Genomic DNA, 17705 nt, shown 5'->3' on the forward strand with positions numbered 1-17705 from the left:
TCAGTCGGTGAACACGGGGGACAGACGGGTCCAGTGCTCCGCCGCGCACAACACGGGCGGGCGGTCGAGGGGTGCGGACAGGCTCACCGTCCGCCCGCCGGCCAGCTCGCGCCCGGTCCAGACGTCGACCCAGCCGCCCTCCCTACCGGGGAGGAAGACGGACGTCTCGGTGATACCGGGCTCGGTCACGGGCGCGACCAGCAGCGCGTCGCCGAGCTGGTACTGCAGCGGGTGCCGCCACACCTCCGGGTCGTCCGGATGGTCGAAGAACAGGCCGCGCATCAGCGGCGCCCCGCCGGCCGTCGCCGCCCGCGCCTGCTCGGCCAGGTACGGCACCAGCCGCTCCCGCAGCTCGGCCAGCCGCCGGAACACCGGGATCACCCGCTCGTCCCCGGTCTGGGCGGCCACGTTCCAGGGCGTGCGATCCCTGATGGGCGTGCGGTGGTGGTTGAACTCGGAGTGGTACTGCATGATCGGCATGAACGCCGAGGCCCCCGCCGCCCGCAGGTAGAGCTCGGCGTCCGGCACGGACCCCGAGAAGCCGGCCAGGTCCCACCCCCAATAGACGATCCCGCAGGCCGAGGCCGTGATCCCGGCCCGGATCGAGGAGCGGAACGCCTCCCAGGTCGAGTCCTCGTCCCCCGCCCAGAAGGCGCCGTGCGGCTGCGAGCCCGCGAACCCGGCCCGGCTGAACGTCACCGGCGCCTTGCCGCAGGCGCGCAGCAGGTCGCCGAACGCCCGGGCGTAGTGCACGGGGAACAGCCCGTTGCCCGCCGCGCCGTCGCGCCCGTCGGCGTAGCGCAGGTCGTGGCCCCAGGCGTGCTCGCCGCCGTCGGTCTTGAACCCGTCCACGCCGACCTCCTCGACCAGGTAGCGGCGCTTGGCCGTCCACCAGTGGCGGACCTCCGGGGAGGACAGGTCGGGCATGAGCGCCAGCGGGAACCACCAGCCCCGGTTGCGGTAAGGGCGGCCGTCGGCCTCGCGCACGCCGTACCCGCGTTCGACGAGCTGCCGGGCGTCCACGGCGGCCTGATGGCGGGGGTGGGGGCGCATCTTCTGCAGCGGGATCTGCCAGAGCAGCACCTTGACGTCCCTGCGGTGCAGCTCGTCCACCATGCCCTTGGGATCCGGCCACGGCCCGTCGGCGGGGAAGGTGTAGTCGGCCAGCCGGTGGGGCTCCTCCGACGGCTCGTACTCGGCCCCGCGGAACGCCGTGAACGTCGTCTCGTCGCTCCACGCCTCGATGACCAGCGCGCCCACCGGGATGCCGTGCTCGCGGTGCCGGTCCATCTCGGCCAGCACGCGCTCCTGGGTGTTCCACTCGTTGCCGCTGGCCCACAGCCGGAACACCCACGACGGCAGCTCGGCCGGACGCCCCACGTCGTCGAGGAAGGCGCCCAGCACGTCCGCCGGGCGCTCGCCGTCGTAGAAGCGCACGCCCAGCTCGCCGTCCGGGCCGGTCTCGGCCTCGACCACGATCCGGCCGGGCCGCGACGCGCCGACGTCGTACCAGGTGCGCCGCGAGGTCCGGACGTGCCAGCCCCAGCTCGCCGGGCCGCCCACCACCATGGCGTACGGCATCGGCAGGTACGTGCGCCCGTGCCGGCCCTGCGCCTTGTACTGCTCGAAGACCACCGCGTCGAGGGCGCGGCCCCGCTGGTCCACGGCGTCGAACCGCTCGCCGAAGCCCACCACGTGCTCCTGCGGCCCCAGCGCCAGCTCGAAGCGCACCCGCAGCGGGCCGTCACCGTCGGAGAGCCAGCGCACGCTGCCCGGCACGACCCGGTCGGCACCCGTGACCTCCAGCTTGCCGCCCGCGCCGGACCAGCTCGCGGCCGTCACCTCGAACCACCGGGTGGCACGGGTCGCGCCGTCGGCCGTGGTCGCCCGGAAACGGTAGGTGTAGCGGCTGCCGGCTCGCAGGGACGGGGTGCGCACGCTCCAGGCACCGGCGGCGGCGCGGGCGGCGCGCGCCTGGGCGGCGGCCAGGTGCCCGCCGTCCGCCGCCCCGGCAGCGCCAGTTCTCTCTGTGCCGGTCGTTTCTGGGCCGGTCGCTTCCGGGCCGACCCCTTCTGGGCCGGTCGCTTCCGCCGTGCCGGTCACGTCCGCCGTGCCGGCCGGCGACGGGTCGTCCGGCCTGGCCAGGGACAGCTCGGCGGGCGCGGCCCCGTCCACGGACCAGTCGCACACGACGGAGACGACCCGCGCCGACGCGCGCACGCGCAGCTCCACGCTCTCGCCGTCCAGCGGCCTGGCCGGGACGCGCTGGTCCTCCGTCTCCGCGTAGGGGTGCCCCGAGCCATGGGGACGGTGCCGGATCACGCCGTCACCCCCAGCTCGTCGGCGAGAATCAGGTACATGCCGTGCGACCACAGCAGCGGCGTGGCCACCGGCCCCCACCGGTCCAGCCACTCCTGCCGCCGGTCGGGTGCCAGCAGCAGGTCGGACACCTGCTCGGGCAGGTCGCCGTCGGACGTCGCCTGCGCCGCCATCCACTCCAGGTAACGCACGGCCTCCTCCCGCCGCCCGGCGCGGGCGTGGTTCCAGCCGAGGAACCCGGCCAGCAGCAGCCACCGCCCGCCGCCGTAGAAGGTGTCGGCGAGATAGCGGTACACGCCGCCGTCGCGGGCGAGCTGCCGCTCGACCTCGGCGACCGTGGCCTCGCCGACCGGATGCCCGGCCGGGTACAGCCCGAACGGCTCGACGCAGGCCAGCAGGCTGCCGTCCACCGCGTCGCTGCCGAGCCACTTGCGCAGGTGCCCTTCCCCGCCGGCCCCTTCCCCGCCGGCCCCCTCCGCGCTGACGCCCTCGCGCGCCACGAGCCCGGCGATGCCCTCGGCGGCCTCGACCGCCGCCGCCGACTCCGTCGCGCTCAGCACGCCGAGCGCGACGGCGGCCCGCAGGCCCGCGTGGATCGAGCCGAGCGTCGCCACGTGGCGGTGCTCGACGTGCTCCTCCCACCAGTCGTAGCAGGGCACGTGCCAGAACGCGGTCAGGTAGCGGGCCGCCGTCCTGACGCCCTTCTCTACGCCGGGCACCGCCCTGCCGTGCCGGACGACGTGCTCGCGCAGCGCCCAGAGCCACGTGCCGTACCCGTCGAGCTGGAAGTCCCACCAGTCGTCGTCGCCGTCCACGCCGTCCAGCGTGAACCGGGTCGGCAACATCTCGGCAGCCGTGACCGCCTCGCCGCGCCCCGCGCGGGACACCAGCACGTCCACCTGGCCCGCGCGGTCACCGACCACCCGGGCGCACCACGCGTGGAAGGCGTCCGCGCCGGCCACGTCTCCGTGCCTGCTCACCCCCTCGGCGATGAACGCGCCGTCGCGCAGCCACGAGTAGCCGCGGTAGGCGGAGAAGGTGGGCGAGGCCGGGTAGGCCCCTGACGGTGCCTGCAAACTCTTGATCACGTCGAGGCTGTGCGCGACGAGGGACAACGAATCTCTCCTGAGTGCGTAGAAAAGAGGGAACGGCTAGCCGAGCAGCGCGTCGACTTCGGTGGCGGCCGCCTTGAGCGCGTCCGCCACGCTCTTGCGCCCGGCCGCGGCCTCGCCGATCTCCTTGGTCACCGCGTCCTGCATCTCCTGCTGGCGCTTGATCACCGGGGGCAGGGCGATGGACTTGAGCGAGTCGAAGACCGCCTGCCGGTTGGCCGGCTTCGGATCCTTGAGGTAGCCGGACAGCACCTGCTGGTCGGAGATCGGCGGCAGCTCCCACGACGACTGGATGCGGGTGGTGGCCGCGGTGCCGGACGCGGACAGGAACCGGGCCCAGGCCCAGGCCTCCTTGCCGTGCTTGGTGGTCGAGGAGGCCGCCACCGCGTTGTGGAAGACCGCGCTGGCCTTGGCCGAGTCACCCGGCTCGACGACGACGTCCCACTCGAAGGGCACGTCCTTCAGGCCGGCGAACTGCCAGATGCCGTTGTGCCACATGGCGAGCTTGCCGGACTTGAAGAGGTTGGTGTCGTAGTCGGCCGTGCCGCCGATCTCGGCCTCGGTCGGCATCGTCTTGCCCACCTTGGACACCAGCCAATTGGCGGCCTTGACGCCCTGCGGGCTGTTGAAGGCCGACTTCTTGCCGTCGGCCGACAGGAACTCGCCGCCCGCCTGCTTGAGCGTCTTGTAGAACTCGAAGAACTGCACCGGCTGGAAGTCGCCGTACACGCCCTTCTTCTTGTCGGTCAGCTTCTCGGCGGCCGCCTGCTCGTCCGCCCACGTCCAGTCCGCCGTCGGGACGGGCACGCCGGCCTTGTCGAACAGGTCCTTGTTGTAGAAGAGCACGACCGTGGAGAACGAGGCGGGCAGCGCGTACTGCTTGCCGTCCCGCTTGAAGGCGTTGAGCGACTCCTGCGCGTACACCGAGGTGTCGACGTCGCCCGCCACCGTGCCGAGGTCGAGCAGGGAGCCGGCGCTGGCGTAGGTGACGAAGTTCTCGTAGTTGAGCTCGAACGTGTCGGGCGCGGTGCCGCCGGCGATGCTGGTCTGCAGCTTGGTGAAGTACTGGTCGAAGGGCGCGGTCTCGACGACCACGTCCACGTTCGGGTTCTCCTTCTCGAAGGCCTTCTCGATCGTGTCGAGGTCCTTCACGTGGTCGGGCGCGGCGGAGAAGGTGAAGTACCGCAAGGTCACCTTGCCGCCGGCCTCGGCGGTGGTGCCCCTGGTGGCCGACCCCTGCGAGCAGGCGGTGGCGAGCAACGCGGCCGCCGCCACGGCGCCGGCGATCTTGATGTGTCGTGACATGGGGGGATTCCTTTACTTGAGCCCGCTCTGCGCGACGCTGGCGATGACGTGCTTCTGCGCGAAGACGTACAGGATGAGGATCGGGACGACGCTGACGACCGAGCCCGCCATCACCACGTCCCACTGCGTGGTGAACTGGCCGTGCAGGGTCGCCAGGCCCAGCGGCAGGGTCATGAACTCCGGCGACTTGATGATGATCAGCGGCCAGAGATAGCTGTTCCAGCTCGCCATGAAGCCGAAGATGGCGAACGTGGCCAGGGCCGGGCGGATCAGCGGCAGCACCACGTACAGGAAGATGCGGAAGTGCCCGGCACCGTCGAGCACGGCCGCCTCGTCGAACTCGCGGGGCACCTGGTTGATGGCCTGCCGCAGCAGGAACACGCCGAACGCCGAGGCGATCGTCGGCGCGAGCAGCGCGAAATAGGTGTCGACCAGGTTGAACGTGCGCATCTCGATGAACAGCGGCACGACCAGCACCGGCAGCGGCATCATCAGCGTCGCGAGGTAGACCGCGAACAACGCGCCCCGTCCGGGGAAGGGCAGCCTGGCGAACGCGTAGGCCGCCATCGCGCTGGTGACGAGCTGCAACGTGGTGGAGGCGGCGCCGATCCAGGCGCTGTTGAGCACGATCCGCCAGAACGGCAGCGTCTCCAGCAGCCGCCCGTACGCGTCGAGGCTCGCGCCCTCGGGGGTGAAGTCGGGCGGTACGGACAACACGGCGTCGCTCGGCGTGATCGAGGTGATCACCGCCCAGGCGAACGGGAACAACATGACCACCGCGCCGATCCCCACCAGCAGGGCACGCAGGACCTTACCCATAGGTCACCCACCGCCTCTGGCCCCGGATCTGCACGATCGTGACGAGCAGCACGAGCGCGAACAGCAGCCACGACAGCGCCGAAGCGGCACCCGCCCGGCCGTAGCGGAAGGTGAGGTCGTAGATCTGCGAGACCACCACCTGCGTCGCGCCGCCCGGCCCGCCGCCCGTCATGATCTGGACCTGGTCGAACACCTGGAAGCCGTTGATCAGCGAGATCACCACCACGAAGAAGGTCGAGGGCGACAGCAGCGGCAGCGTGATGTGCCGGAACCTGCGCCAGGGCGTCGCGCCGTCCACCATGGCGGCCTCCTGGTACTCCCGGGGGATCGCCTGCAGCCCGGCCAGCAGGATGATCATCACGAACCCCAGGTCCTTCCAGGCCGAGGCGAGGATGATCGACGGCATCGCCCAGTCGGGATCGGTCCACCAGCCGGGCCCGCTCACGCCCACCAGGCCGAGCGCCCAGTTGACGATGCCGCTGGCCGGGTTGAGCAGCCACTTCCACATCAGCGCGACGACCACCCAGCTCGTGATCACCGGCAGGAAGTACACGCCGCGCAGCAGGCCGCGCGCGGGCATCACCCGGTTGAGCAGCACCGCGAGGCCCAGGCCACCGAGGTAGACCAGCGGCAGGTAACCGGCGATGAAGTACAGCGTGTGCAGGAACGCGGCCCGGGTGTCGGGGTCGCCGATGAGCTCGACGTAGTTGCCGAGGCCCACCCAGCGCATCTCGGTGATGAGATCCCACTCGTGCAGGCTGGTCCAGAAGGAGGCGACCATCGGGATCAGCGTGTAGAGGATCAGCGGCACCAGGCTCGGCAGCAGGAACAGCGCGACCGTGCCGGCGTAGCGCCACCCGCCGCGCCGCTTCGGTCGCGCGTGGGTGACCGGCGCCTTGGGCGCGGCCTCGGGCAGGACCTGCCGGACGCTCACGACCCGGCTCCGATCAGGCGGGCGCGAATCGAGAGGGCGCTCATGACGAGGCCCCGATCAGGCGGGCGCGGACCAGGCGGCCCTGCTCACCCGCCGCTCCGGCGGAGTCGAACGGGGTGGCCAGCACGAGGGCCGCCGCCCCCTGCGCCCAGCTCGTGTCGTCCCAGCTCTCCACCTCCACGGAGATGTCACGCCGCCCCGGGTACAGCTGCGCGCGCAGGGCCGGCTCGAAGCCGGTCCGCCACAGCGGCCAGTCGGCCGTGCCCTCGCCCAGCACCACCACGACCTCCGGGTCCACCACGTTGATCAGCCCCGCCGTGGCCCGGCCCAGGATCGTCCCGGCCTCGGCGAACACCTCCCGGGCGGCCACGTCACCGCCCGCCGCGGCCCGGCCCAGCGCGGCCACCGCGCCGAGCGGGTCACGCGCGTCCGCCTCCGCCCGGTCCGCGTCCCGCCGGCCGTCCCCCGGCCCCGGTCCCGCGCCCGGTCGGCCGGCCCCTGAGCCGCGTTCCGCGCCCGGCCGGTCGTCCCCCTGGGTCAGGGCCTCCCTGGCGCGGGCGGTGGCCAGCAGCCCGGCCGAGCCGACGAACGCCTCCAGGCACCCCCGGGCACCGCACCCGCAGGGCGGCCCCTCGGGGTCCACCTGCAGGTGGCCGAACTCGCCCGCGCCGCCCCGCGCGCCCCGGTAGACCCGGCCGTCGGCGACGATCGCCGCGCCGACGCCGCGCCCGATCGTCAGCACGAGGAAGTCGCTGTGCGTACGCCCCCGGCCGTACAGGCGCTCGGCCGCGGCCAGCGCGTTCACGTCGTTCTCGACCAGGACGGGCAGGTTGAGCCGGCGACGCAGCCGCTCGCCCACCGGCATGGCCTGCCAGCCGAGCGTCGGCGCGTTGACGGTGCCGACAGCCTGGTCGTCCACGCTCCCCGGCACCCCGACCCCCACGCCCAGCAGCGGCGGCACCCCGGAGATCTCGCGGACCACGGACTCCACCGCGTCCGCCAGGTGCTCCAGCGCATCGGGCGCCGCCGGGTCGTGGGGTCTCTCCCAGGAGCCGAGCACCTCGCCGTCGAGCCGTACGTCCACCAGCACCAGGTGGTCGGCCGTCACCTTCACCCCGAGCGCCCGCCCGGCGCTGCCCACCAGCCCGAGCCGCTGGGCCGGACGGCCGCCGCGGGACGGCTTCAGGTCCAGCTCCTCCAGCATTCCGTGCCCGATGAGCTCCTTGGTGAGCTGCGTGACGGTGGCGGGGCTGAGATCGAGCCCGCGGGCTATCTCGCTGCGGCTCAGCGGGCCGCCCGTGCCCAGGAGGGCGAGGATTGCCGTTCTGGTGAGGTCGCCGCGGTCCGTGCCTGCCATATGAGAGGACTTTCTTTAGGCATAAAGTTAGTGGTGAAGATACTGAGGCCCGGCCATCCTCCTGTCAAGAGTCCGAAACCTCCCCGAAACCGAAAGCCCGCCGACGGGGAGCGGGACCGGTCAGTCCACCAGGCCGGCGCGGTAGGCGGCGATGGCCACCTGGACCCGGTTGGTGACGCCGAGCTTGTCGAACAGGTGGGAGATGTGGCTTTTGACGGTCGCCTCGCTCATGTGCAGGCTGACCGCGATCTCGGTGTTGGAGCGGCCGAGTCCGACCTCGGTGAGCACCTCACGCTCGCGGCGGGTGAGGGTCTCCAGACGGGCGAGCGCGTCCCGGCGCCGCCGGATCGGCGCGTCGGTGGTGACCCGCTGGATCAGCCGCCGGGTCACCCGCGGGGACAGCATCGAGTCGCCACCATGCGCCAGGCGTACGGCGTGGATCAGGTCGTGCGGCGACGTGTCCTTGAGCAGGAACCCGCAGGCCCCGGCCTCCAGCGCGCTGAAGACGTGCTCGTCGCTGTCGAACGTGGTGAGGATCACGACCGCGGGCGGCCGGGCGAGCCGGCGGATGGCCTCGGTGGCGGCGAGGCCGTCGGACCGCGGCATCCTGATGTCCATCAGGACCACGTCCGGCCCGAGGCGGCGCACGGCGTCGATCGCCTGGTCCCCGTCCTCGGCCTCCCCCACGACCTCCAGGTCGGGCGCGGAGTCGAAGATGAACCGCAGTCCGGCGCGGATCAGCGACTCGTCATCCACCAGCAGCGTCCTGATCATGTGTTTCCCTCGCGGATGCATTCCACGGCAACCGGCCCTCGAGGCGCCAGCCTCCCGCATCGTCGGGCGCGCCGCGTACCGTTCCGCCGATCAGCCGGAACCGTTCGGCCAGGCCCACGAGCCCGGCACCGGCCCCGCTCCCGGCCCCTGCCCCGCTCCCGGCCCCTGCCCCGGCCCCGGCCCCGGCCCCGGACGGACGTGCACCGGGCCGGCGCGATCGCTCGTTGACGACCGTGATCGTGACGCCGTCCTTCGGGCTCCCCGCGACCGAGACGGTGACGGGCGCTCCGGAGGCGTGCTTGTGCGCGTTGGTCAGCCCTTCCTGGACGAGCCGGTAGACGGCCCGGGCCGTCGCCACCGGCAACGCGCCGAGGTCGCTGATGTCGCCGCGCAGCGTGACGGCGTTGCCGGCCGACGCCCAGGACCGCACCAGCCGCCGCAGGTCGGGGCCCCGGTCGTCGTGTCCGGCACGCAGCACGCCCACGATCTTCCGCAGTTCCTCCAGGGACTCCTGCGCGGTGACCCGGATCAGTAACGCCTCCCGCTCGATCCGCGCCGGTTCCGCGCCGGCGTTGACCTCCAGTCCGCCGGCGTGCAACGAGATGAGGGTGATCTTGTGTGCGAGCACGTCGTGCATCTCCCGCGCGATCCGGCCGCGCTCGGCGGCCTTCGCATGTTCGTCGCGCAGGAGCTGTTCGGCCTCGGCGCGCTCCGCGCGTTCCCGCAGCGATCGGGTGAGCTCGCGGCGGGTGGCGGCGTACCCGCCGGTCACCAGCACGGCACCGGTGGCGGCGAGCGCGGGGACCAGCGCGTCCGCGCTGAATTTGCCGTCGTCGACCCACTGCTGCGCGACGAACCCCGCCACGCCGATGCTCGCCAGCGCCGCGAACCGCGGGCCCAACCGCGCCCCGGCGCCGGAGAACAGGCCGATCAGCAGCGGCCCGGGGTTGCCCGACAGCGCGTACGCACCCGCCCCGACCGCGGCGACCGCGGTGGGCCACCGCTCGCGGAACCACACGGAACCCGAGGCGACCAGCCCGGAGACGGCGATGACCGCGCCCAGCAGCGGCGCCCACGGCGTCTTGACCGCCATGACCGTCAGGATCAGGCAGAACGCCACGGCGACCGAGCTGATCGCGTTCGGGCCGAGTGTGATGATCCGTCGTAGCACGCCCCGGTACGACACCATCGATCCAGCGTAGCCAGGGTGGCATCGCGTCACCTCAGACGAGCGTTGGTGTCAGCCGTCCGGAAATCTCCGACTTTAGTGTGATGCAGCCCTAACCGTGATGGCGATGCGGCCGTGGCCACACAGGCCGCACCGTTGATGACCCCGACAAGGTCAGGAGTCACGCCGTGTGGCCGTTCACTCTCCCGCGTCTGCTGCTCGTCGTCGCCCTGGTGCTCGCAGCCGTCTGGCCGCCCATCCCCGCTTCGGCGACGCCGGCGCGCATTCCCGACACCCGTGAGCTCACGGACTTCTTCGACGCCGCGATGGCGAGCGGGCTGCCGGCCAACCACGTGCCGGGCGCGGTGGTCTCGGTGGTGGGCGCCGGAAGGACACTCTTCAGCAAGGGGTACGGCCTGGCCGACCTCGAGCACCGGACGCCGTTCGACCCCGGCACCTCGTTGGTGCGGATCGCCTCGATCACCAAGCTGTTCACCTGGACCGCAGTGATGCAGCAGGTGCAGTCGGGACGGCTGGACCTGCACGCTGACGTGAACCGCTATCTCCCCGCCTTCCGCGTCCCAGCGACGTACCCCCAGCCGATCACGCTGGAGCACTTGATGGACCACACAGCCGGGTTCGAGGACCGCGCCATCGGCGTGGGCGCGCGGCGCAGGGCCGACGTTCCGCCCCTGGGCACGTACCTCGCCGAGAACATGCCGGCGCGGATTCGCCCGCCCGGGGAGGTGTCGGCCTATTCGAACTATGGCGCGGCGCTGGCCGGACACATCGTGGCGCAGGTTAGCGGGCAGCCCTACGACCAGTACGTACAGGAGCACATCCTCGACCCACTCGGCATGCGGCACACCACCGCCGCCGAGCCCGTCCCGGCCCCCTTGGCCGCCGGCCTGGCCCGCAGCTACGCCCACGAAGAAGGGACGTACCAGCGCAAGCCCTTCGTCTTCGACAACCTCCCGCCCGACGGATCGATCAGCGCCACCGCGAACGACATGGCCCGCTTCATGATCGCTCATCTGTCCGGCGGGCCCCTCCTCGACCAGCCCACCGCCCGTCTCATGCACCAGCGGTCCTTCGCCGCCGACCCCCGCATCGACGGGTACGCCCACGGGTTCAAGGAGCAGACCCTCAACGGGCATCGCGTGATCATGCACGACGGCAGCTGGGAAGGCTTCCAGAGCGTGCTGCTGCTCGTGCCCGACGCCGGCCTCGGCCTGTTCGTCTCCACGAACAGCGTCGGCGGCATCGATGCCGTCACACGACTCATTCCCGCCTTCTTCGCCCGTTTCCTCCCCGGCGACCGCGCTGCGCCCTCCGCCCCTCCCGGCAGGACGGGCACGCCCGTAGCGGGCTTCTACAAGCCGGCCCGAACCGTCGAGTCGACCATCGAGAGGGTGCTCACCCTCGCCAACTCCTCCCGGCTGCGGGTCGAGGACGGCGGGAGGATCGCCTTCAAGGGCGCGACATGGCGCCCCTTGGGACCGGGGCTCTACCAGCAGGACGGCGGCTCCCAGCGACTGGCGTTCGTCACGAACGGCGCCGGGGTCACGTACGCGGCCACCGACGGTCCCGCCTACGAGCTCATCCCCTGGTGGGACACCCCTCCGGTCAATCTCGCCATGGTGCTGCTGTTCGCCGTCACCGCCCTGACGGGCGTGCTCGGCCTGCCGCTGGCCGCCGGGGTCCGGCGACTGCGGAAACGCCCCTCGCGGACGCCTCGCGCCTGGCGGGCCGGCCGCCTCCTCTCCGGCCTGGCCGGCGCCGTCGGGCTGGCGTTCGTCGTCATGTTCGCGCTGACGCTGACCGGCGACACCAGCATCCTGTACGGCGTGCCGCCGACGCTCCGGGCCCTGCTGCTGCTTCCCCCGCTGCTCCTCGCCCTCACCGTCGCCGCGATCACCACCACCGTGATCGGCTGGAGGCAGCGGCACGTCGGCGTGCTGGCCCGCGTCCACCAGGTGACCCTCCTGGCCGGGCTGCTGCTCCTCGTCTGGTTCTGCCAGCACTGGAACCTGCTCGGCTGGCGATTCGGCTGACCCACGGGGCCGGCGCCGCTATCGGATCCCGTCGGGGACCTGGAGCTCCGCGCTGCGGTAGAGGCGGTCGACGGCGTCCGGGGCGTCGGCCGCGCAGACGGCCGCCACCTCGTCGATCAGCAGATCGTAGTCGGGGCCGGTCTTGCCCTCGTAGGAGGCGGTCATGCGGCCCCACTCGTCCCAGGGCAGTGTCTCCATCGTCGCCAGCGCGGCCAGGTCGCGGATCGCGTTGCCGCGGATCTCGGCCACGCCCCACGCGTGCGTCGTGCCCAGCACCCCGAACGTGTCCGGGTCCACCGCTCCCTTCCGGTAGAGGGACCAGGCCTCGCCGCCGGTGAGGAACTCGCCCGGCGCCAAGTCCTCGGGCCGCGCGACCGGGTGCCCGTCGATGATCTGGCTGTCGATGCGCACCCAGCGCCCCTCGCCGGCGGACCGGTATTCGGTGATCCAGTGGTCGACGCTCTTTCCTGGGGCAAAGTAGGTGCTGAAGCCCGCCCGCGCCCGGGCCTGGATGCCGCGCAGGCGGAGCAGGGCGACGCTCAGCGCGGCGAAGTGGCGGCAGGTGCCCACCACCCGCAGGTGCGGCGGGCGGGGCACGTCGAGTGGCGCCGGGTCGAGCCGGGTGAGCGCGCGGACGATGGCGCTCGCGGGCCGCAGGTTCTTTTCCGCCATGCGATCCTCGGGGAGCTCCAGCATGGCGGTCTCTCCGGGATGGACGACGAGCCCGCGCACCGCCCGGCAGATCTCCACCGGATCGGACGGCAAGGCCTCGGCCAGCGGTAACTGGTCGGCGTCGAGCGTGGTGAAGATCCCGGGACGCGCGTAGTCGATCGGCATGGCGGCAGCCTAACCAGGCTCACCGACAAGATGCCTGCCGCGCCTGGCCAGGCCGGGTGGGACGGTACCCGGCGACCGGCGCGGCCCGGCCATCGCGGATCAGATCCCCGCGGCGATCTTGAGGAGGGCGACGCCACCGATGATCGCGGCGAACGAGCCGAGCTTGGCGGGGGTGATCTTCTCCTTGTAGATGAGGGCGCCGAGGATGACCGTGCCGATGGAGCCGATGCCGGTCCAGATGGTGTAGCCGACGCCGACGTCCAGCGTCTTGAGCGCCAGGCTCAGGGTGAAGATGCCACCGGCGGCCGACAGCAGCGTGAAGACCGACGGCCAGAGGCGGGTGAAGCCCTTGGTGGCGTTGGTGCCGAGGGCGAAGCCGATCTCGAAGACGATCGCGATGGAGAGGTAGATCCAGGCCATGATGACGTTTCCTTCAGGCGCGAAGTGACAGAGCAGGGTGTTCAGGCCGCGGACGGCTTCTCGGAGGCCAGGCGGTCGGAGAGCTTGAGGCCCAGCACGCCGCCGATGATCAGGACGAAGGCCAGCGCCTTCCAGATGGTGATCTCCTCGCCGAAGATCACGGAGCCGAGCACGACCGTGCCGACCGAGCCGATGCCGGTCCAGATGGTGTAGCCGACGCCGACGTCCAGCGTCTTGAGCGCCAGGCTCAGGAAAAAGATCCCGCCGGCCGCCGCGGCGGCCGTGAGCAGGGACGGCCCCAGCTGGGTGAAGCCCTCGGTGGCGTTGGTGGCCAGGGCGAAGACGACTTCGAAGACGGCCGCTATGAGCAGGTAGATCCAGGCCACAGGGACACTCCTATTTGTATGTATGTGCAAGCTGTTTCCTCGGGAAGGAATGTTGCATGTACATGTATACTTCTGTCAAGCCGGTCCCCGTACGCACGAAGAGGTTCCATGACTCCCGCAGCCCCCGCCCCGGTCCCGGCGCCACCCGTCTCGGACATCGCCGCGACCTGGCAGCGCATCCTCCTCCTGCACGCCCACGTGGAGAGCAAGCTCGCCACCGCGCTGCAGCGACGGCACGGCATCGGCCTGTCCGAGTTCCGCGCGCTCGGCCACCTCGCCGCCTCCCCCACCAACGAGCTGCGCATGCAGGAGCTGGCCGACAAAGTCGGGCTCAACCAGAGCTCGGTGACCCGCCTGGTGTCGCGGCTGAACGCGGCGGACTTCGCCTACCGGGATCTGTGCCCGGACGACAAGCGCGGCGTCTACACGGTCATCACCGAGACGGGCCGGGCCAGATACGCCGAGGCGAACCGCACCTACGAGGAGACGCTGAACGCCGCCTTGGAGGAGGCGGGACAGGCGGACCCGCGACTCGCCGCCGCCCTTGCGGCGCTGGGCGCCGCGCGCTGAGAGAGCGCGTCAGCCCAGCACGTTCTCGTGCAAGGCCCGTAACACGGCGTTGGTGCGGTCGCGGGCGCCGAGTTTGAGGAGGACGGTCGAGACGTGGTTCTTGACCGTGCCCTCGGCGAGGAACAGAGCGCGGGCGATCTCGCGGTTGCTGTAGCCCTCGGCGACCAGCCGGAGCACCTCCAGCTCCCGTTCCGTGAGCGGCTGGATCGGGGCAAGGCCGGTGTCGGCCGGGGGGCGGCGGCGGTGGACGGCGCGGAGGAGGCGGTCGGTGATCGACGGGGAGATCAGGGTGCCGCCGTCGGCCAGGACCCGGATGGCGTGGGTGAGCTGTTCCAGGGTGACGTCCTTGAGGAGATAGCCGCAGGCACCCGCGCGCATCGCGTCGAGGACCAGGGTGTCGTTGTCGAACGTGGTCAGGACGAGGACCGGGGGCGCGTCCGCGGTGCCGTCGTGCAGGGCGGTGAGGGCCCAGATGCCGTCGTGGCGCGGCATGCGCAGGTCGAGGAGGACGACGTCGGGGGTGTGCTCGGCGATGGCGGCCAGCGCCGTCATGCCGTCGTCGGCCTCCCCCACCACCTCGATGTCGTCTGTCAGGTCGAGCAGGCTGCGGATGCCCTGCCGGACGAGAGTCTGGTCGTCGACCACGAGCACGCGGATCATGGCACGGGCATCCGGGCGGTGACGCGGAAGCCGTCGCTGCCGTCGAGCCGTACGTCACCGCCGACCGCGGCGATCCGCTCCGTCAGGCCGCACAGGCCGTTGCCGGGCCTGATCTCGTACGTGCCGCGGCCGTCGTCGACGGAGGTGAGCCGCAGGGTGCGATCCGGAGCGGTCTCGATGCGGATCCGCAGGCGGGTCGCGTCCGCGTGGCGGATGGTGTTGGTGACGATCTCCTGGACGACGCGGGTCAGCGTCATGGTCAGCTCTTCGGTGGTGTGCACGTCCTCGTCGACGTGGACGCTGATGTCGAGGCCGGGGATGTCGTGCACCACGGCGGTCAGGGACTCGCGCAGGTCCGGCGCGTCGGTGCGGAGCCGGCCGACGGTCTGCCGTACGTCGCCGAGCAGGTCCCTGGCCACCCGGTTCGCGCGCTCGATGTGCTCGCGCGCGGCGGGGCCGTCGTGGTGCCGGGCGACCTCCAGTTCGAGGGTGAGCGCCGTGAGCTGGTGGCCGATGAGGTCGTGGAGTTCGCGGGCGATGCGCAGGCGCTCGTGGGCGCGGGTGGAGTCGGCGAGCACGACGCTGGCCGCGCGCAGGTCGACGTGCGCCTCGGCGAGCTCGCGGCGCATCCGCTGCTCCCGGATGATCGCGATCGTGCTCAGCAGCGTCGCCGACTGGATCAGCAGGTAGAGAGTCGCGCCGAGGAGCACCCCGGTCGCGGTGGCCTCGGTGCGGCTCGCGGCCAGGCCGATCACGAGGGTGTTGAGGGCGATCACCACCGGCCCGGCCCACCACGGCAGGACGTACGCGCTCAGAGCCGCGGTGAAGACCAGCAGGATCGGCAGCCATCCGGCACCGGGTGCCGCCAGGACCGTGAGCCAGCTCAGGACCACGGCCGCGCCGTAGGAGATCCGCGCCGGCCACCGACGGCTCTCCACACTGAAGGCGGCGACCAGCAAGGTGGCCAGCAGCCCGGCGAACAGCACGGCCCACAGGGCGCGGGGGATGGCGGTCTCGGTCCCGCCGAGCAACGTCGGCGTCCCCACCGCGACGCACATCAGGAGCACCGCCAGACCCGCCCAGGTGTCCGGCCCGATTCGCCGCATGAAATCACTCTAATCGGGCGGCGGACGGCGCCGGGGGTGCCGAAAGTCATGGGTGCGCGGGCTGACGATCGGCACAGGCTCCGGTGGCCCGCCCGCTCCTAACGTCGGGGACATGCCTGGGACATCACTGGCCGTCGAAGCGGACGGCCTGCACAAGCGCTACCGCTCGAAGGTCGCCGTCGACGAGGTCAGCCTGTCGATCCCCACCGGCGAGATCTTCGGCATCCTCGGACGGAACGGGGCCGGCAAGACGACCACCGTCGAGTTGGTCGCCGGCCTCCGGCGGCCCGACCGGGGCACCGTCCGTGTGCTCGGCCTGGACGCGCGACGCGACCGGGCCCGGCTGCGGCAACTCCTCGGGGTGCAACTGCAGGAGAGCCATCTGCACGCCGCGCTCACGGTCACCGAACTGGTCCGCCTGTACGGGACCTTCTACCGCGACCCGCTGGACTCCGGCGAGCTCATCGAGTCGGTCGGCCTGACCGGCTCCCGCGACGTCCGCTTCCAGAACCTCTCCGGCGGCCAGCAGCAGCGGCTGTCCATCGCGCTGGCCCTGGTGGGGCGGCCCCGGGTGGTGATCCTCGACGAGCTCACGACCGGGCTCGACCCGCAGGCGCGCCGCCAGATGTGGTCGACCGTCGAGCGCCTGCGTGACGGCGGCGTGACCGTGCTGCTCGTCAGCCACGCGATGGAGGAGGTCGAGCGGCTGTGCGACCGGGTCGCGCTGCTCGACGCGGGGCGGGTCGTCGCCCTGGACTCGCCCTCGGGGCTCGTCCGCCGGGCCGGGTTCGCCCAGCGGGTCACCTTCGTGGCGGCGGAGCCCGTACCGGAGGGGCTGCTGGAAGGGTTGGACGAGGTCGAGCGGGTGCGCGCCGACGGCGGCCGGGTCGTGGTCGAGGGCCGCGGCGACCTGCTCCAGGCCGTGAGCGTGGCGCTCGTACGGGCCGGCGTCGTGGTGACCGAGACGCGGGGCGAGCGCGCGAGCCTGGACGACGCCTTCGTCGCCCTGACCGGACGCCGCCTGGACAACGACCGCCACGACGACGACCGCGACGACGACGGGCGCATCGACGACGGGCGGCAGGACGACGAGAAGGAGGCGCTTCGATGACGGACATCGCCGTGCACCGCCCCGGGCTCCGGTCCTGGGCTGCGATGCTGACCTGCGAGCTGAAGATGGTCGTCCGCGACACCGCCGGGCTGATCGTGCCGATCGGCCTGCCCATGCTCATCCTGGTGATGAACGCGTCGGCGGCCGGCAATGAGGTCGTCGCGAACGGCCGGACGGCGCTCGACGTCCACGTGCTGCCGCTGGTGTTCACGATGGTGGTGGCCACGACCGGCATCGTGAACATGCCGTCCTTCCTGGCCTACTACCGCCGCAGCGGGATCCTGCGGCGGCTCGCGGTGACACCGGCCTCGCCCGCGATGGTCCTCGTCGCGCAGGTGACCGTGGGCGTGCTGCAGACGGGCCTGGGCATCGCGGCCGCGTGGCTCCTGGCGATGGTGGCGTTCGGGGCGAAGCCGCCGGTGAACGCCGGCGCGGCGATCGGCGTCCTCGCGCTGTCCACGGCCACGATGTACGCCGTCGGGATGATCGTCGCCGCGCTCGCGCCCACCCCGAACTCCGCCGTGGCGATCGGCCTGGCGCTGTTCTTCGCGCTCGGCGCCCTCGGCGGCATGTTCGGCGGCCGCGGCAGCCTTCCCGACGTGGTCGCGTCGGTGGGCGCCTGGCTGCCGTTCGGCGCCTCGGTCCAGGCCATGTCGGCCACCTGGGTGGGCGCGCCCGTGCCACCCGCCCACCTGATCGGCCTGGTCGTGAGCCTGCTGCTCGGCGGTGTCGTCGCGGCCGCCTGTTTCCGCTGGGACTAGCCGGGGGGCCGG

17 protein-coding genes are annotated in these 17705 nt (G+C 72.1%); 4 read left to right on the forward strand and 13 right to left on the reverse strand.

Annotation, left to right across the window (positions count from 1 at the left end; translation table 11 throughout):
* From ACTWPW_RS17580 to ACTWPW_RS17615, 8 genes are all read right to left on the reverse strand, one after another.
* The gene (locus tag ACTWPW_RS17580; RefSeq protein WP_443169278.1) at positions 1-2322 is read right to left on the reverse strand and encodes a glycoside hydrolase family 31 protein; all 2322 of its coding nucleotides are present in this window, start codon (positions 2320-2322) and stop codon (positions 1-3) included.
* Positions 2319-3434, reverse strand: a complete 1116-nt coding sequence (locus tag ACTWPW_RS17585; protein ID WP_443169279.1) for a glycoside hydrolase family 15 protein — start codon at positions 3432-3434, stop codon at positions 2319-2321. The genes ACTWPW_RS17580 and ACTWPW_RS17585 overlap by 4 nt, the downstream gene beginning before the upstream one ends.
* Before the next feature lie 36 nt (positions 3435-3470).
* Complete coding sequence (locus tag ACTWPW_RS17590) at positions 3471-4736, reverse strand: ABC transporter substrate-binding protein (protein ID WP_443169280.1); 1266 nt, start codon at positions 4734-4736, stop codon at positions 3471-3473.
* A gap of 12 nt (positions 4737-4748) precedes the next feature.
* The gene (locus ACTWPW_RS17595) at positions 4749-5555 is read right to left on the reverse strand and encodes a carbohydrate ABC transporter permease (RefSeq protein ID WP_364132028.1); all 807 of its coding nucleotides are present in this window, start codon (positions 5553-5555) and stop codon (positions 4749-4751) included.
* Positions 5548-6489, reverse strand: a complete 942-nt coding sequence (locus ACTWPW_RS17600) for a carbohydrate ABC transporter permease (protein ID WP_443169281.1) — start codon at positions 6487-6489, stop codon at positions 5548-5550. Before ACTWPW_RS17600 ends, ACTWPW_RS17595 begins: the two co-directional genes overlap by 8 nt.
* 40 nt (positions 6490-6529) lie before the next feature.
* The gene (locus tag ACTWPW_RS17605) at positions 6530-7846 is read right to left on the reverse strand and encodes an ROK family protein (RefSeq protein WP_443169282.1); all 1317 of its coding nucleotides are present in this window, start codon (positions 7844-7846) and stop codon (positions 6530-6532) included.
* A gap of 120 nt (positions 7847-7966) precedes the next feature.
* Positions 7967-8620 (reverse strand): response regulator transcription factor, encoded by a 654-nt coding sequence (locus ACTWPW_RS17610; protein ID WP_364132032.1) that lies wholly within the window; start codon positions 8618-8620, stop codon positions 7967-7969.
* Positions 8595-9809 carry a sensor histidine kinase gene (locus tag ACTWPW_RS17615; protein ID WP_443169283.1) on the reverse strand — a complete coding sequence of 405 codons (1215 nt, stop codon included), beginning with the start codon at positions 9807-9809 and terminating at the stop codon, positions 8595-8597. The genes ACTWPW_RS17610 and ACTWPW_RS17615 overlap by 26 nt, the downstream gene beginning before the upstream one ends.
* A 167-nt stretch (positions 9810-9976) precedes the next feature.
* Between ACTWPW_RS17615 and ACTWPW_RS17620 the strand changes: the two genes are divergently transcribed.
* Positions 9977-11842, forward strand: coding sequence for a serine hydrolase domain-containing protein (locus ACTWPW_RS17620; protein ID WP_443169284.1), 1866 nt, complete (start codon positions 9977-9979; stop codon positions 11840-11842).
* Between the two features lie 18 nt (positions 11843-11860).
* On the opposite strand, the gene ACTWPW_RS17625 is transcribed toward ACTWPW_RS17620, so the two are convergent.
* The 3 genes from ACTWPW_RS17625 to ACTWPW_RS17635 form a co-directional block, all read right to left on the reverse strand.
* Positions 11861-12679: a transglutaminase domain-containing protein gene (locus tag ACTWPW_RS17625; RefSeq protein ID WP_443169285.1), complete on the reverse strand. Its 819-nt coding sequence runs from the start codon at positions 12677-12679 to the stop codon at positions 11861-11863.
* Between the two features lie 99 nt (positions 12680-12778).
* On the reverse strand, positions 12779-13099 hold the full coding sequence (locus ACTWPW_RS17630) for a DMT family transporter (RefSeq protein WP_443169286.1): 321 nt from the start codon (positions 13097-13099) through the stop codon (positions 12779-12781).
* A gap of 41 nt (positions 13100-13140) precedes the next feature.
* Complete coding sequence (locus ACTWPW_RS17635; protein WP_375110977.1) at positions 13141-13485, reverse strand: DMT family transporter; 345 nt, start codon at positions 13483-13485, stop codon at positions 13141-13143.
* A 108-nt stretch (positions 13486-13593) separates the two neighbouring features.
* Here ACTWPW_RS17635 and ACTWPW_RS17640 point away from each other — a divergent pair, with 108 nt between their 5' ends.
* Complete coding sequence (locus ACTWPW_RS17640) at positions 13594-14055, forward strand: MarR family winged helix-turn-helix transcriptional regulator (RefSeq protein ID WP_375110978.1); 462 nt, start codon at positions 13594-13596, stop codon at positions 14053-14055.
* A gap of 9 nt (positions 14056-14064) precedes the next feature.
* On the opposite strand, the gene ACTWPW_RS17645 is transcribed toward ACTWPW_RS17640, so the two are convergent.
* Positions 14065-14715, reverse strand: coding sequence for a response regulator (locus ACTWPW_RS17645; RefSeq protein WP_375110980.1), 651 nt, complete (start codon positions 14713-14715; stop codon positions 14065-14067).
* Positions 14712-15821 (reverse strand): sensor histidine kinase, encoded by a 1110-nt coding sequence (locus ACTWPW_RS17650; RefSeq protein WP_443169287.1) that lies wholly within the window; start codon positions 15819-15821, stop codon positions 14712-14714. The genes ACTWPW_RS17645 and ACTWPW_RS17650 overlap by 4 nt, the downstream gene beginning before the upstream one ends.
* A 112-nt stretch (positions 15822-15933) precedes the next feature.
* Between ACTWPW_RS17650 and ACTWPW_RS17655 the strand changes: the two genes are divergently transcribed.
* Positions 15934-16932 carry an ABC transporter ATP-binding protein gene (locus ACTWPW_RS17655; RefSeq protein WP_375110982.1) on the forward strand — a complete coding sequence of 333 codons (999 nt, stop codon included), beginning with the start codon at positions 15934-15936 and terminating at the stop codon, positions 16930-16932.
* Positions 16929-17693, forward strand: coding sequence for an ABC transporter permease (locus ACTWPW_RS17660; protein WP_375110983.1), 765 nt, complete (start codon positions 16929-16931; stop codon positions 17691-17693). Before ACTWPW_RS17655 ends, ACTWPW_RS17660 begins: the two co-directional genes overlap by 4 nt.
* Positions 17694-17705 lie beyond the last annotated feature (12 nt).

Origin of the sequence: Nonomuraea sp. KM90, from assembly GCF_052246675.1 — a bacterium.
Classification (GTDB): domain Bacteria; phylum Actinomycetota; class Actinomycetes; order Streptosporangiales; family Streptosporangiaceae; genus Nonomuraea.

Bases quoted from the DNA above. Each gene is read 5' to 3' on its own strand.
- ACTWPW_RS17590 (WP_443169280.1), bottom strand. From the start codon at position 4,736: ATGTCACGACACATCAAGATCGCCGGCGCCGTGGCGGCGGCCGCGTTG.
- ACTWPW_RS17595 (WP_364132028.1), bottom strand. From the start codon at position 5,555: ATGGGTAAGGTCCTGCGTGCCCTGCTGGTGGGGATCGGCGCGGTGGTC.
- ACTWPW_RS17605 (WP_443169282.1), bottom strand. From the start codon at position 7,846: ATGGCAGGCACGGACCGCGGCGACCTCACCAGAACGGCAATCCTCGCC.
- ACTWPW_RS17610 (WP_364132032.1), bottom strand. From the start codon at position 8,620: ATGATCAGGACGCTGCTGGTGGATGACGAGTCGCTGATCCGCGCCGGA.
- ACTWPW_RS17615 (WP_443169283.1), bottom strand. From the start codon at position 9,809: ATGGTGTCGTACCGGGGCGTGCTACGACGGATCATCACACTCGGCCCG.
- ACTWPW_RS17625 (WP_443169285.1), bottom strand. From the start codon at position 12,679: ATGCCGATCGACTACGCGCGTCCCGGGATCTTCACCACGCTCGACGCC.
- ACTWPW_RS17630 (WP_443169286.1), bottom strand. From the start codon at position 13,099: ATGGCCTGGATCTACCTCTCCATCGCGATCGTCTTCGAGATCGGCTTC.
- ACTWPW_RS17640 (WP_375110978.1), top strand. From the start codon at position 13,594: ATGACTCCCGCAGCCCCCGCCCCGGTCCCGGCGCCACCCGTCTCGGAC.
- ACTWPW_RS17645 (WP_375110980.1), bottom strand. From the start codon at position 14,715: ATGATCCGCGTGCTCGTGGTCGACGACCAGACTCTCGTCCGGCAGGGC.
- ACTWPW_RS17650 (WP_443169287.1), bottom strand. From the start codon at position 15,821: ATGCGGCGAATCGGGCCGGACACCTGGGCGGGTCTGGCGGTGCTCCTG.
- ACTWPW_RS17655 (WP_375110982.1), top strand. From the start codon at position 15,934: ATGCCTGGGACATCACTGGCCGTCGAAGCGGACGGCCTGCACAAGCGC.
- ACTWPW_RS17660 (WP_375110983.1), top strand. From the start codon at position 16,929: ATGACGGACATCGCCGTGCACCGCCCCGGGCTCCGGTCCTGGGCTGCG.